We start from the raw sequence: 13,368 nt of genomic DNA, 5'->3' as shown, positions 1-13,368 counted from the left end.
CCTGTGGACGGTCGGAACCCGGTCAACTGAACCGTACCGTTCAGTTCATGTGAACTCAACCGTACAGTTTAAGTCGATGGGTACGATCGAGGGTGTGGACACCGTGGACACCAACCGCCCCAGCGAGCCGAGCGGACCTCGCGGCCCCCGCGCCGAGCGCAAGCGGCAGGCCATCGTCACCGCCGCCCGCACCCTCTTCCTGCGCGACGGCTTCGGCGTCGGCATGGACGCCATCGCCGCCGAGGCGGGCGTTTCCAAGGTGACGGTCTACAACCACTTCGGCAGCAAGGAAGTGCTGTTCACCGCGGTGGTCGCGGGCGCGGTCGACAGGCCGGTGGCCGGAACCGGAGCGGCTGCCGACGCCCACACCGCCGTCGCCCGGCTCGACCGCCTCGCCGACGCCGACGACCTGCGCACCGCCTTCGTCGACACCGCCCGTGCTTGGGTCCGCGCCGTGCGCGAGGACCACGAACTCGCCGCCCTGCGCACCCTCGTCGCCGCCGAGTTGCACCGCTTCCCGGACCTGGCGCGCGCCTGGCGCGACGGCAGCCCCACCAGCCACCACCCGGAGGTCGCCCGGGCGCTACGGGCCCTCGCCGACCGCGGCCGGCTGGTCATTCCGGACCTGGAGGTGGCCACGATCCAACTCCACGCGCTACTGGTCCACCCGCACCTGGTCTTCGGGCACTACGGCGCGACCATCGACGACGAACTGACGGAACGGCTGGTCGTCAGCGGTGTGGACATGTTCCTGGAGCACTACGCACCGCGCTGATCCCGTGGCCCGCGGCCTGGAGCCCGGCTTGGAAGCGGGTGCGGGCGCCCAACGCGTTCATGATCCGCCGCATCCGGCGCTCCACCGTGCGCTGCGCGACGCCCAGCCGGCGGGCGATGGCCCGGTCCGTCAGGCCCGCCGCGGACAGCGACAGCAACTGCTGGTCGGCGGCGGACAGCGGGCCGTCCGCCGCGTCGTCCCCGGGCGGTACGGAACGCTGCCACAGCAACTCGTACAGCGTCAGCAGCCCGTCGAGCAGCGCCGAGGGGCGCAGCAGCACCGCGCCCTCCACCGCTTCCCGGCCCTGCCCGGGCCCCCGCACCAGCGCCGTGCGGCGGTCCGCGACGACCAGCGCGAGCGGCGCCGGCTCGACGAGCAACCGGCCCTCCACCCCGGGCTGCACCGGCACCGACCCGGGGTCGTACAGAGCCCGACGCCGTACGACCGAGGGCGTCCCCGGTCCGCCCGGGGGCACTCCCGGACCGCCCGGGGGCGCACCAGGATCCGGCACCCCCAAGGTCAGCACCTCCTCGCGCGCCACCGTCTGGAGCCTGCGCGCCATCCGGTCCAGCGACGGGCCGTCGCCGCCGAGTTGTTGCAGCGCGGGGCCCTCCTCCGGGCCCGCCGTGCGGAACGCGTCGGTGAGCGCGACCGCGGCGAGTCGGGCCCGGGCGATCTCCTCCTCGCGGCGGCGCGCGAGCGCGTCGAGCACCACGTCGGGCGGCGCGGGGGTGAAGCGCGCCGGACGGCAGGCCGTGCGCAGCAACATGCCGCGCTGCTCCAGCGCACGGGTGCGACGGCGGACGCGGTCGGCGTTCCAGCCGGTGGCGGAGGCGAGTTCGGCGACGGTCGCCCGGGGGCGGGTCAGCAGCGCCCGGTACAGGAACTCCTCGTCGGGCGGTACGCCGAGCGCAGCGAGGGCCCGCGCGCCCCCGGCGTCCGGGCCACTGACGTCCGGGCCACTGACGTCCGCGTCCGGGCCACTGACGTCCGGGCCACTGACGTCCGCGTCCGCGGCCCCGCCCTCCGTGCCCGTCGTGCCGCTCACTTCGTGCCGCTCATGCGTGCCGCCCATGACGCCTCCCGGCGAAACCCGGTCGAGCACGGTCAGGAGTACGGAAGGAAAGGTACAGACCACTGCGCCCACCCACTACCCACCGGCGGCGGAATGCCGACACTGACGGAAAACCGCTGCTTCCGCCGCCTTCCCGATTGGTCCAGACCAGGTAGCTTGAGGGGTTGATCGACTGAACCGTCGAGCGGTTGATCGTCCTGAGCACGGCCACGCACCCCTACCGCAGGGAGAGCCATGTTCACGAGAACCCACCCCCGCAAAGACCCCCACGAGGACCCCCACAGATCCCGGCGCCGACGCCCGACCGCGCGCGGCGCCGCACGCAAGCTGCGCAACCGCATCGCCGCGGCGCTCGCCGCCCTCGCCCTCCCCGTCGCCACCCTCACCGGTCTCGCCGCCTCCCCCGCGCAGGCCGCCGGCACCCTCACCGCCACCTTCTCCACCGAGAACAACGGCTCCTGGTGGCGCGGCGTCTACACCATCCACAACAGCGGCACCGCCGCCGTCAACGGCTGGACGTTGGAGTTCGACCTCCCCGCCGGCGTCACCGTCACCGGCCACTACCACGGCGACGCCACCGTCAACGGCAGCCGCGTCACCGTGAAGAACGCCCACTACAACGGCACGATCCCGGCCGGCGGCAGCAGCAACCCCTGGAGCTACTGGTTCATCGGCAACGGCCCGGTGGGCACCCCCACCGCCTGCACCGTGAACGGCGACAAGTGCGACGGCACCCCGGACAAGCCGCCGACCGCACCGAGCGCCCCGCGCGCCACCTCCGTCACCGCGCGCACCGCCGCCCTCGCCTGGGACGCGGCGACCCCCGGTGACTACCCCGTCGCCTCGTACGACGTGCTCAACGGCACCGCCGTGGTGGCGAGTTCCACCGGCACCGACGCGACCGTCACCGGGCTCTCCCCGGCGACCGCGTACTCCTTCACCGTCCGCGCCAAGGACACCCGGGGCAACCTCGGCCCGCCGAGCGCCCCGCTGGCGCTGCGCACGGTCGACCCGGCGAGCGACCCGACCCCGCCGACCGCACCGGGCAACCTCCGCTCCACCGCGAAGACCGCCTCCTCGGTCAGCCTGGCCTGGAACGCCGCCACCGACAACGTCGCCGTCGCCGCGTACGACGTCTTCCGCGGCGCCACCCTGGTCAAGACGGTCACCACCACCGCGGCCACCGTCACCGGGCTCTCCCCGGCGACCGCCTACACCTTCACCGTCAAGGCGCGCGACACCGCCGACAACTCCTCGCCCGCCTCCAACGCCCTCGCCGTCACCACCGACGACGTCGCCGGCCCCGGGAACCACCTCAAGGTCGGCTACTTCATCCAATGGGGCCTGTACGGGCGGCAGTACTTCGTCAAGAACCTCGACACCTCCGGCGCCGCCGCGAAGCTGGACGTCGTCAACTACGCCTTCGAGAACGTCGACCCGGTCAACCTGACCTGCCAGGCCGGGGTCACCAAGGGCATCTCCGGCAATCCGCAGGACCCGGACGAGGGCACCGGCGCGGGCGACGCGGACGCCGACTACGGCCGGCCCTTCTCCGCCGCGCAGTCCGTGGACGGCGTCGCGGACGACGGCTGGGGCAAGCTGCGCGGCAACTTCAACCAGATCAAGAAGCTGAAGGCCAAGCACCCGCACCTGAAGTTCGTGGTCTCGCTCGGCGGCTGGACCTTCTCCAAGTTCTTCTCGGACGCAGCCGCCACCCCGGCATCGCGGGAGAAGTTCGTCCGCTCCTGCGTGGACGTCTGGATCAAGGGCAACCTGCCCGTCTACAACGGCGCGGGCGGCCCCGGCACCGGCGCCGGCGTCTTCGACGGCATCGACATCGACTGGGAGTGGCCGGGCGCCGAGGGCCACCCGGGCAACCACTGGAAGGCGGCCGACAAGGACAACCTCACCGCGCTGCTGGCCGAGTTCCGCAAGCAACTCGACGCGCTCGGCGGCGAACACCGGCTGCTGACCGCCTTCACCCCCGCCGATCCGGCGAAGATCGCGGCCGGCTGGGACCTGACGAAGATCTTCGACTACCTCGACTACGCCAACGTCCAGGGCTACGACTTCCACGGTTCCGGCAGCGACAACTCCTGGGAGCCGCTGCGCACCGGCCACCAGGCCAATCTGCACCGGGACGCCCAGGACCCGTACACCTTCGACTTCAGCGTCGAGCGGGCCGTGCAGACCTACCTCGACGCCGGGGTCAACCCGCGCAAGCTCACGGTCGGCTTCCCCTTCTACGGCCGGGGCTGGAAGGACGTCGCCGCGGGCGCGCCCGGGGTGAACGGCGAATGGCAGACCGCGAACGGTGCGGCCCCCGGACAGTTCGCCGAGGAGGCGGGCATCAGGGGCTACCACAACATGATGACCAGCTACCCGAACATGACCGTGCACCACGACCCGCAGTCCATCTCGACGTACGGCTACACCGGCCCCGGTGGGCAGTGGTGGAGCTTCGACGACACCTGGTCCATCGGGAAGAAGACCGAATGGATCAAGTCCAAGGGCCTGCTCGGCGCCATGGTCTGGGAGATGTCCGGTGACACCCCGACCGGGACGCTGATGAACGCCCTGCACACCGGGCTGCCCTGACCTGCCGACGGCGGGTGAGTCCGGTCCGTGATCGCGGTGGTCGCGCGCCCGTGCGGGGTGCGCGACCACCGTGGACCACATGCGCGACCGCCGTGGACCGGACGCACGGAGACCGTGGACCGGATGCATGACCGCCGCCGCTGGACCCTCGGGAACCGTGGCCGGACCCTTGGAAACCACCGCCGGAGTCTCGGAAGCCGCGGCCGGCCGCGCGGACACCGCGGACAAAACGCTCGGGACGGTCGTGGCCGTCCAGCAGTTCGGCTCCCATCCGACTCGCCCCCTCCGTGATAGTGCGTCCGGGTTTTTCTTATAGGCCGAACGGGTGAATTGTGTGTTCGCTCGGTTTACCGCCGTGACCTCCTGGCCGGTTTGGCGGATACACCCCGCGAGCACCGCGTTCCCACTCCTCACGACCCGATCCCCACGCACCCCACGCAGGCGGAGGCGACATTGACCAGGACCACGTACGCCCGGCTCATACTGACCGCACTCGGCACGACGGCACTCGCCGTCACGTTCCCCACCGGCACCGCCGTCGCCGACGAGACCCGCAACGGCCACCAGCTCACGCTGGTCTCGATCGGCCAGATCGACGACCCGGCGGAAGACGTCCTGGAGCACGCCGTGATCCTCAAGGACGCCGCGATCCTCTCCCCGACGCACCACCACCATCACCCCGGCGCCGAGCCGGCCGCCGAACCGGCCTCTGAGCCAGCCGCCGAGCCGGCCGCCGAAAGCCCAGCGCCGGAAGCCGCGGAGGCTCCGGAAGCCGTGGAAGCCGCGGAGGGTCCGGCCGCCGAGTAACGATCCGAGCCCGGGCGCGCGACAGCGCCCCGCAAGCCCACCGGGGTCCCCGCTGTACACGGCGGCGGGGGCCCCGGTGCCTTTCCCCCGGTCCCCTGCACTTCTGCCTCTCTGCACTCCCTGCATCCCGCTGTCCCCCCGTTGCCCCTGTTTCGCGTTCTCGTCCTTCCCTCCCAGGGTTCCCGCCCCCACCAGGCACACGCCCGAGTGGCGAGTACTCGCCGCGCGGACGCGGATCGCTGGCGGCCCGCCCCCGCCCGGGTGACCATCGGTACATGAGTCCCACGATCCACCTCGCCCAGCAGCCCGAGGCGGACGCGCTGCTGAGCCGCAGCCCGCTCGCCGCGCTCGTCGGCATGCTGCTCGACCAGCAGGTCCCGATGGAGTGGGCCTTCTCCGGCCCGTACACCATCGCCAGCCGCATGGGCCGGGACGACCTGGACGCCGGCGAGATCGCCGCGTACGACCCCGACGCCTTCGCCGAACTGCTGAAGGAGAAGCCCGCCGTCCACCGCTATCCGGGAAGCATGGCCAAGCGGGTGCAGACCCTCTGCCAGTACCTCGTCGACACCTATGACGGCGAGCCCACCGCCATCTGGCGCGACGTCCCGGACGGCGCCGAGTTGCTCGCCCGGCTGAAGGCGCTGCCGGGCTTCGGCGAGCAGAAGGCGCGCATCTTCCTGGCCCTGCTCGGCAAGCAGTTCGACGTGCGGCCCGCGGGCTGGCGGGAGGCGGCCGGGGCGTACGGCGAGGAGGGTTCGTACCGCTCCGCGGCCGACATCACGGGCCCGGAGTCCCTGGCCAAGGTCCGTGCGCACAAGCAGGAGATGAAGCGCGCCGCCCGGGCGAAGCAGTCCCCCTGAACAGCCATGCCGAACAGCCGCCGTGAGCACCCGCCTTGAGCACCCACCTTGAACAGTTGCTCTGAACGACCGTCCTGAAGACCTGTCGGGAAAGTCCCGATCCGTCAGTTCCGTTGCGTACGAGGTCAGGTGGTGCCGGATGAGGATCGGCGACGTGAGTTGGGGCACAAGCGTTCCCTAAGGAGGCCGGCCCCCGCTAGCTTCCGGTTTCGACATGTCCATTACGTGACGTCCACGACGGAAGGAAACAGGTGAAGGCAACCCGTCACAGAGCCGTGGCAGCCCTGGCCGCCGCCGCACTCGCGACACCGCTGCTGCTGGCCTCAGCTTCCCCCGCTTCGGCCGACCGCCACTCGCCGGCCGAGCGCGACGCGCGCAGCGCCGCGAAGCTCGCGGCGAAGCTGGTCAAGAAGTCCTCCGCGGACGACGCCCGCGAACACCTGGAAAAGTTCCAGCAGATAGCGGACTCCACCGGCAACCGGGCCGCCGGCACCCTCGGGTACGACGCCTCCGCCGCGTACGTGTACCAGCAGCTCAAGAAGTACGGCTACGACGTCTCGTACCAGCCGTTCCAGTTCCCGTACATCGAGACCCAGGCCGAGAAGCTGGCGGTCGTCTCGCCCGCGCCGCGGTCCGTCCAGGTCACCGCGATGGACTACACCAAGTCCACCCCGGTCGGCGGCACCACCGCCGACCTCGCGGCCGTCCCCGTGGACGACACCACCGGCTGCGAGCCCGCCGACTACGCGGCCGGCGCCTTCACCGGCAAGATCGCCCTGATCAAGCGCGGCGGCTGCACCTTCGCGCAGAAGCAGGCCACCGCGGCGGACGCGGGCGCCGTCGGCGCGCTCGTCTACAACAACGCCGAAGGCTCGATGGGCGGCACCCTCGGCGACCCGGCCGGGGTGAAGATCCCCACCGGCGGGCTCGTCCAGGCCGAGGGCGAGAAGCTCGCCGGCGAGCTGGCCAACGGTCCCGTGCGGATCACCCTGGAGCTGCGGCAGCTCCAGGAGACCCGCACCACCCGGAACGTGATCGCCGAGACCAAGCACGGCAACGCGGCGAACACGGTCATGCTCGGCGCCCACCTCGACAGCGTCTCCGAAGGCGCCGGCATCAACGACAACGGCTCCGGCTCGGCCGGTCTGCTGGAGGTCGCGGAAGAGCTGGCCAAGGCCGAGAAGCGGCCCACGAACAAGATCCGCTTCGCCTGGTGGTCCGCCGAGGAGAACGACCTGCTCGGCTCGAAGGCGTACGTCGCCGGCCTCAGCTCCCTCGGCAAGAAGGAGATCAAGGCGTACCTCAACTTCGACATGATCGCCTCGCCGAACTACGGCATCTTCATCTACGACGGCGACAACTCCGACGGCGTCGGCGCCGGCCCCGGCCCCAAGGGCTCGGAGCAGATCGAGCGCGACATGCAGAAGTTCCTGGACGGGCGGGGCACCCCGCACGAGGGCTCGGACTTCACCGGCCGCTCCGACTACGGCCCGTTCATCGCGGCCGGCATCCCCTCCGGCGGCACCTTCACCGGCGCCGAGGTGAAGAAGACCCCGGCGCAGGCTGCGAAGTTCGGCGGCACGGCCGGGATCTCGTACGACCCGAACTACCACAGCGCCGGGGACGACCTGAACAACGTCAACATGACGGCGTTCGGAATCAACATCGGCATCATCGCCAACGCGACCGGCACCTACGCCCACGACATCAGCTCGCTGAGCAAGCCGGTCGCCCCCGCCACGAGCACCGGCGAGGGCACCACCAACGGCGGCCACTCCGCGGTGACCGAGTGACCGCAGTGACGGCAGTGACGGCAGTGACCGCAGTGACCGCAGTGACGGAGTAACAGCCCCGGCGACCCCCGGCGGCGGCGCGAAACCTCAGCGCTTCCGCCGGGCGGTCCCGAACAGGGACCGGGTGATCTCCCGCCCCAACTGGGTCCCCACCGACCGCGCCAGCGACTTGAAGGCGCTGCTCCCCACCACCTGCGAGACCAGGGAGTCCTGCTCCCCGGGGGTCGGCGGGCGCTCGGCAGCCAGCGCCTCCTCGTCCGGGGCGGGCGCCGGCGCCGCTCGCGCCGCGAGCTTCTCGTACGCCGACTCCCGGTCCTCCTCCTGCGCGTACTGCCCGTACAGCGACGACGCCCGCACCGCCGCGTCCAGCGCCGCCGCATCGATCGGCCCCATCAGCGACTGCGGCGCCCGCAGCCGGGTCGCCGCGACCGGCGTCGGCGCCCCCGACTCGCTGAGCACGGTCACCACCGCCTCGCCCGTACCGAGCCCGGTCAGCACCTCCTCCAGGTCGTACGGCGAGTTCGGGAAGGTCTGCACGGTCGCCTTCAGCGCCTTGGCGTCCTCCGGGGTGAAGGCGCGCAGCGCGTGCTGCACCCGGTTCCCCAACTGCCCCAGCACGTCCGACGGCACGTCCTTCGGCGTCTGCGTGACGAAGAAGACCCCGACGCCCTTCGACCTGATCAGCCGCACGGTCTGGGTGATCGCCGCCAGGAACGCCTTCGTCGCACCGGTGAACAGCAGATGCGCCTCGTCGAGGAAGAACACCAGCTTCGGCCGCTCCACGTCGCCGACCTCCGGCAGGTCGTGGAAGAGGTCCGCCAGCAGCCACATCAAGAAGGTGGAGAAGAGCTGCGGCCGGTCCTGCACCGCGGCCAGCTCCAGCACCGACACCACGCCCCGTCCGTCGTCGGCGGTGCGCAACAGTTCCTTCGTGTCGAACTCTGGCCGGCCGAAGAAGCTGCCGGCGCCCTGCTGTTCGAAGGCCGTGAGGGAGCGCAGGATGACGCCGGCGGTCGCCGCCGACAGCCCGCCGATGGTCTTCAGCTCCGCCCGGCCCTCGTCGGACACCAGGAAGGCGACCACCGCCCGCAGGTCCTTGAGGTCGTCCAGCTCCAGGCCCTTGGCGTCCGCGTAGTGGAAGATCAGCCCGAGCGATTGCTCCTGGGTCTGGTTGAGCTGGAGCACCTTGGCCAGCAGCACCGGTCCGAAGCTGGTGACGGTCGCCCGGACGGGGATGCCGGGGCCGATGCCGCCGAGCCCGTAGAACTCGGCGGGGAAGCCGCGCGCGGTCCACTCCTGCCCCACCTCGACGGCGCGCTGCTGCACCCGGTCGCCGGCCTGGCCGGGCGCGGAGATCCCGGACACGTCGCCCTTCACGTCCGCGAGGAAGACGGGCACGCCGGCGGCCGAGAGCTGCTCCGCGAGGAGCTGGAGCGTCTTCGTCTTGCCCGTGCCGGTCGCGCCGGCGACCAGCCCGTGGCGGTTGAGCATCGCGAGCGGGACGCGGATCGGGGCGTCGGCGAGGCAGCGGCCGTCCCACAGCAGCGCGCCGAGGTCGAGGGCGGCGGCGGACGGGGGGTATCCCGCGGCGATGGTCCGCGCCGGCTCCGGCAGGCCCCCGCCGCCGTCGGCGGTGCCGTCGGCGTTGTCGGTGCCGTCGGTGCTGTCGGCGCTGCTCGTGCTCTCGGCCATGCGGCCCCCAGGTCTCCCGGTCTCGCCGGTCGGCTGCGAACCGAACCGAACCGAGCCGTGCTCCACGGCTCTTCGGCGGCCGGCCGACCGCTGCTCGTGCGCTGCTCGTCCGTTGATCGACTACGGGTCGACTACGGATCGACCGCGGGTCGACTACGGGACGACCGCGGATCAACTGCTGATCGAAATCTGCTTTGTCAGGCTTCGCCCAGGATCGCACCGGCCCGCCATGGCTGCGCCCGGAGGGGCTTGACCGGTAGGCTTTCCGTGTGATCTTCAAGCGCATCGGAAACGGCCGGCCTTACCCCGACCATGGCCGGGAATCCACCCGGCAGTGGGCGGACGTCGCACCGCGCCCGGTCCGCCTCGATCAGCTCGTGACCACCAAGGGGCAGCTCGACCTGGAGACGCTCCTCGCGGAGGACTCGACGTTCTACGGCGACCTCTTCGCGCACGTCGTGAAGTGGCAGGGCGACCTCTATCTGGAGGACGGGCTGCACCGCGCGGTGCGCGCCGCCCTCCAGCAGCGCCAGGTGCTGCACGCCCGCGTGCTCGAACTGGGCTGACACCCGACGACTCCGGACGGGCCGACGCCCGACGACTCCGGACGGGGCACGCGTCCCGCCTGATCGGCGGCGCCCCACTGATCCTTTCGGGCCCATTCCAGGGCCGTACGGGGGTCACGCATTGATCATCTTGTAGGCACGGCGGGCAGGTCGCACTACGCTGCGCCCATGAGCATGCTGACTCCTCCCGGGATGGGGGGAAAGTACCGCATCACGGGGGACAAGTACCCCCGGATGCGCCGCCCCCGCAACCACCGCAGGATCGTCACGGCGGCCGTCGCCGGCGTGGTCGCCCTCGGCCTGGCCGGATGGGGAACGGTCCAGCTCATCGACGCCTTCACCGGCGGCTCCGACAAGGAGACCACCGCGTCCCGCAAACCCGGCTGCCAGCCGGCCAAGAACACCGCCACGCCCCCGCCCGCCGCGCCCGTCACCCTCAAGCCGGCCCAGGTGACGGTGAACGTCTACAACGCGACCCCGCGCGGCGGCCTCGCCAAGGCTGCGGCCGACGAGCTGAAGGCCCGCGGCTTCACCATCGGCAAGGTCGGCAACGCCACGGCGGAGTACGACAAGAAGGTGCCGGGTCCCGCGGTCCTGCTGGGGGCGCCCGGGGCGACGAAGGGGCCGTTCTCCGTACTGTCCACGCAGCTCTCCGGCGCGACGACGAAGACGGACGCGCGCACGACCGGCGACGTCGACCTGATCCTCGGCACGTCCTTCACCGCGCTCGCCCCGAAGCCGACGGCGGAACAAGCGCTGGTGGCCCTGGCGAAGCCGGCCCCCAAGCCCAAGACCGCCTGCTGAACCGCGCGGCCGGCCAGCGCGGAAGCGGCCGAAACGCCCTAGTCCGCGGAGCCGTACATGCGGTCGCCCGCGTCGCCGAGCCCCGGCACGATGTAGCCGTGCTCGTTCAGCCGCTCGTCGACGGCCGCGGTGACGACCGTCACAGGGGCGCCCGCCAGCTCGCGCTCCATGACCTCGACGCCCTCGGGCGCCGCGAGGAGCACCACCGCGGTCACGTCGTCGGCGCCGCGCGCGATCAGCTCGCGGATCGCCGCGACGAGCGTGCCGCCGGTCGCGAGCATCGGATCGACGACGTACACCTGCCGCCCGGACAGGTCCTCCGGCATCCGCGTCGCGTACGTGGACGCCTCCAGCGTCTCCTCGTTGCGGATCATCCCGAGGAAGCCGACCTCGGCCGTCGGCAGCAGCCGGACCATGCCGTCCAGCATCCCGAGCCCGGCCCGCAGGATCGGCACGACCAGGGGGCGCGGGTGCGAGAGCTTCACCCCGGTGGTCCTGGTCACCGGCGTGTCGATGTCGACCTGCTCGGTGCGCACGTCCCGCGTCGCCTCGTAGGCGAGCAGGGTGACCAACTCGTCGGCGAGCCGCCGGAAGGTCGGGGAGTCGGTGCGCCTGTCGCGCAACGTGGTGAGCTTGTGCGCCACCAGAGGGTGGTCGACGACGTGGATCCGCATGCCGTCCACAGTAGCCCGGGTCGCATCAAGCGAGGTGAGCGAGGGAAGGTGGAGGCTTACGTAGAGCCGTGGGGTGGTGAGGCCCGTGCCGGAGCCGGAGGACGTCGAGCACGTAGAGAAGGAGCGCGCGCAGCAGGATGAGGCGGGGAACCGCGGCGAGCGGGACGAGTCCGCGGAGGACGCCGAACGCCGCCGGCGCCGCGCCGCCTTCCTGCGCGAACTGAACGAGGCGAAGGCGCTGCGGGACCGCGTCCAGCCCCGGCGCGCCAGGGCCGCCCGGATGCGCCAGCAGATGCGCATGCGCACCTTCCGCTGGTAACTCCGATGGAGCGCGCAAAACAACTGGTGGCCGACGCAACGACGGAAGACCTCTCGCAAAGCCCGGGTTTCTGCCACGATTCCGATTGGGCGGGGCACTCATGCCGCGCCGCCCGGTCGTCACACCTCTGATCAGTGGGAGAGTCACGGTGTACTTCGCCGCACTGCTCGCGCGCACTCAAGACGGGTGGGAAGCGAGCGACACAGAGCTCGACGATGTTGAGACCCTGTCGGACCTGGCCGACCTGGCCCGGGACGCCTCGATCGACGAGGACACGGTGATCCTCTTCATCGAGCAGGAGGGCGCCTGGTTCGCCCTCGTCCGGGTGGAGGGCGAGGACGACCCCCGGGTCTTCGTCTCCAACGCGGCCGCGGCCGCGCGCTCCTCGTACGGGGAGATCCTGACCAACGAACTGCTCGGCGGGGACGATGACGACCCGGCCGGCGACCTCGACGCCCTCGACCTCGACGGCACCGAAGACGGTGAGCCGGACGCGGCGGACGACGACGCCCCGCCCGGCACCGACGGCGCCGTCCCCGCGGGTCCGGCCGGCGACGGCGACGTCCTCGCCGACTTCGGCCTGTCCCAGACCGACCTGCTGACCCTGGACACCGACGTCCTGGGAGAGATCGCCGAAGCGCTGGGCGCGGGCGAGATCCTGGAGGCCGTGCGCTAGTGAGGGAAGTGGCACCGGCGCCCGGGGGGCGCGATCCCGTGCGGGACCCCTGGGCGACGTCGATGCGCGCCGCGCTCGCCGAGGCGGTGCGCGCGGCGCGCTCCGGTGACGTACCGGTCGGCGCCGTCGTCCTCGACGGCGTCGGCACCGTGCTCGCCGCCGCCCACAACGAACGCGAACTGACCGGCGACCCCACCGCCCACGCCGAGGTCCTCGCGATCCGCCGGGCCGCGAAACGCCTCTCGGGCTGGCGGCTGACCAACTGCACCCTGGTGGTCACCCTGGAGCCGTGCACCATGTGCGCGGGCGCGATCACCCAGTCCCGGGTGGGCCGGGTCGTCTACGGCGCGCGCGACGAGAAGGCCGGCGCCGTCGGCTCGCTGTGGGACGTCGTACGGGACCGCCGGCTGAACCACCGCCCCGAGGTGATCGAGGGCGTCCTCGCGGACGAGTGCGCGGCGGCGCTCACGACCTTCTTCCGCGACCGCTGACCCTGACCTGCCCCTGACCGCCGACTCGCGACCGCTGACCCGCGACCGCTGACCCGCGACCGCCGACCCGATCGCCCCGCTGCCCCCGCCGCGAATACGGATTTCAGACCTCGGCCCACCTTGGGCTAAGCTCTCTCCCGGTAGCGTGTCCGAGCGGCCGAAGGAGCTCGCCTCGAAAGCGAGTGTGGCGCAAGTCACCGAGGGTTCAAATCCCTCCGCTACCGCTGGTAGATGA

13 protein-coding genes and 1 tRNA gene are annotated in these 13,368 nt (G+C 71.8%); 11 read left to right on the top strand and 3 right to left on the bottom strand.

What is annotated here, in order from left to right; genetic code table 11:
- Window positions 1-76: 76 nt before the first annotated feature.
- Window positions 77-775, top strand: a complete 699-nt coding sequence (locus tag ACH4E8_RS22995; RefSeq protein WP_398451017.1) for a TetR/AcrR family transcriptional regulator — start codon at window positions 77-79, stop codon at window positions 773-775.
- Here the strand turns inward: ACH4E8_RS22995 and ACH4E8_RS22990 are convergent.
- On the bottom strand, window positions 732-1,850 hold the full coding sequence (locus tag ACH4E8_RS22990) for a helix-turn-helix domain-containing protein (RefSeq protein ID WP_398451016.1): 1,119 nt from the start codon (window positions 1,848-1,850) through the stop codon (window positions 732-734). The two genes, ACH4E8_RS22995 and ACH4E8_RS22990, sit on opposite strands and share 44 nt — an antisense overlap.
- Before the next feature lie 234 nt (window positions 1,851-2,084).
- Here ACH4E8_RS22990 and ACH4E8_RS22985 point away from each other — a divergent pair, with 234 nt between their 5' ends.
- The 4 genes from ACH4E8_RS22985 to ACH4E8_RS22970 all read left to right on the top strand — a co-directional run bounded on the left by ACH4E8_RS22985 (window position 2,085) and on the right by ACH4E8_RS22970 (window position 7,911).
- Complete coding sequence (locus tag ACH4E8_RS22985; RefSeq protein WP_398451015.1) at window positions 2,085-4,448, top strand: glycosyl hydrolase family 18 protein; 2,364 nt, start codon at window positions 2,085-2,087, stop codon at window positions 4,446-4,448.
- A 453-nt stretch (window positions 4,449-4,901) separates the two neighbouring features.
- A complete protein-coding gene (locus ACH4E8_RS22980) occupies window positions 4,902-5,255 on the top strand; it encodes a hypothetical protein (RefSeq protein ID WP_398451014.1) in 354 nt (117 codons plus the stop codon).
- A gap of 275 nt (window positions 5,256-5,530) precedes the next feature.
- On the top strand, window positions 5,531-6,118 hold the full coding sequence (locus ACH4E8_RS22975) for an HhH-GPD-type base excision DNA repair protein (RefSeq protein WP_398451013.1): 588 nt from the start codon (window positions 5,531-5,533) through the stop codon (window positions 6,116-6,118).
- Window positions 6,119-6,369: 251 nt separating this feature from the next.
- A complete protein-coding gene (locus ACH4E8_RS22970) occupies window positions 6,370-7,911 on the top strand; it encodes a M28 family metallopeptidase (protein ID WP_398451012.1) in 1,542 nt (513 codons plus the stop codon).
- Between the two features lie 87 nt (window positions 7,912-7,998).
- Here the strand turns inward: ACH4E8_RS22970 and ACH4E8_RS22965 are convergent, their stop codons facing one another.
- Window positions 7,999-9,603, bottom strand: a complete 1,605-nt coding sequence (locus ACH4E8_RS22965) for a helicase HerA-like domain-containing protein (RefSeq protein WP_398451010.1) — start codon at window positions 9,601-9,603, stop codon at window positions 7,999-8,001.
- A 269-nt stretch (window positions 9,604-9,872) separates the two neighbouring features.
- Between ACH4E8_RS22965 and ACH4E8_RS22960 the strand changes: the two genes are divergently transcribed.
- Both ACH4E8_RS22960 and ACH4E8_RS22955 read left to right on the top strand, forming a co-directional pair.
- Window positions 9,873-10,169 carry a type II toxin-antitoxin system VapB family antitoxin gene (locus tag ACH4E8_RS22960; RefSeq protein ID WP_003955420.1) on the top strand — a complete coding sequence of 99 codons (297 nt, stop codon included), beginning with the start codon at window positions 9,873-9,875 and terminating at the stop codon, window positions 10,167-10,169.
- A 168-nt stretch (window positions 10,170-10,337) separates the two neighbouring features.
- Window positions 10,338-10,973: a LytR C-terminal domain-containing protein gene (locus ACH4E8_RS22955; protein WP_398451008.1), complete on the top strand. Its 636-nt coding sequence runs from the start codon at window positions 10,338-10,340 to the stop codon at window positions 10,971-10,973.
- A 38-nt stretch (window positions 10,974-11,011) separates the two neighbouring features.
- On the opposite strand, the gene upp is transcribed toward ACH4E8_RS22955, so the two are convergent.
- A complete protein-coding gene (upp, locus tag ACH4E8_RS22950) occupies window positions 11,012-11,647 on the bottom strand; it encodes a uracil phosphoribosyltransferase (RefSeq protein ID WP_398451006.1) in 636 nt (211 codons plus the stop codon).
- A gap of 73 nt (window positions 11,648-11,720) precedes the next feature.
- Here upp and ACH4E8_RS22945 point away from each other — a divergent pair, with 73 nt between their 5' ends.
- From ACH4E8_RS22945 to ACH4E8_RS22930, 4 genes are all read left to right on the top strand, one after another.
- On the top strand, window positions 11,721-11,966 hold the full coding sequence (locus ACH4E8_RS22945) for a hypothetical protein (protein ID WP_398451004.1): 246 nt from the start codon (window positions 11,721-11,723) through the stop codon (window positions 11,964-11,966).
- Between the two features lie 148 nt (window positions 11,967-12,114).
- Complete coding sequence (locus ACH4E8_RS22940; RefSeq protein ID WP_398451002.1) at window positions 12,115-12,642, top strand: hypothetical protein; 528 nt, start codon at window positions 12,115-12,117, stop codon at window positions 12,640-12,642.
- Window positions 12,643-12,704: 62 nt separating this feature from the next.
- Window positions 12,705-13,133 carry a tRNA adenosine(34) deaminase TadA gene (gene tadA, locus ACH4E8_RS22935; RefSeq protein WP_398451295.1) on the top strand — a complete coding sequence of 143 codons (429 nt, stop codon included), beginning with the start codon at window positions 12,705-12,707 and terminating at the stop codon, window positions 13,131-13,133.
- Window positions 13,134-13,272: 139 nt separating this feature from the next.
- Window positions 13,273-13,357, top strand: a tRNA-Ser gene (locus ACH4E8_RS22930).
- Window positions 13,358-13,368: the final 11 nt, after the last annotated feature.

The organism is Streptomyces sp. NPDC017979, from assembly GCF_044328175.1.
Lineage (GTDB): Bacteria > Actinomycetota > Actinomycetes > Streptomycetales > Streptomycetaceae > Streptomyces.
Note: the sequence above shows the minus strand (reverse complement) of the source record. Positions and strands in the feature narration are given on the sequence as shown.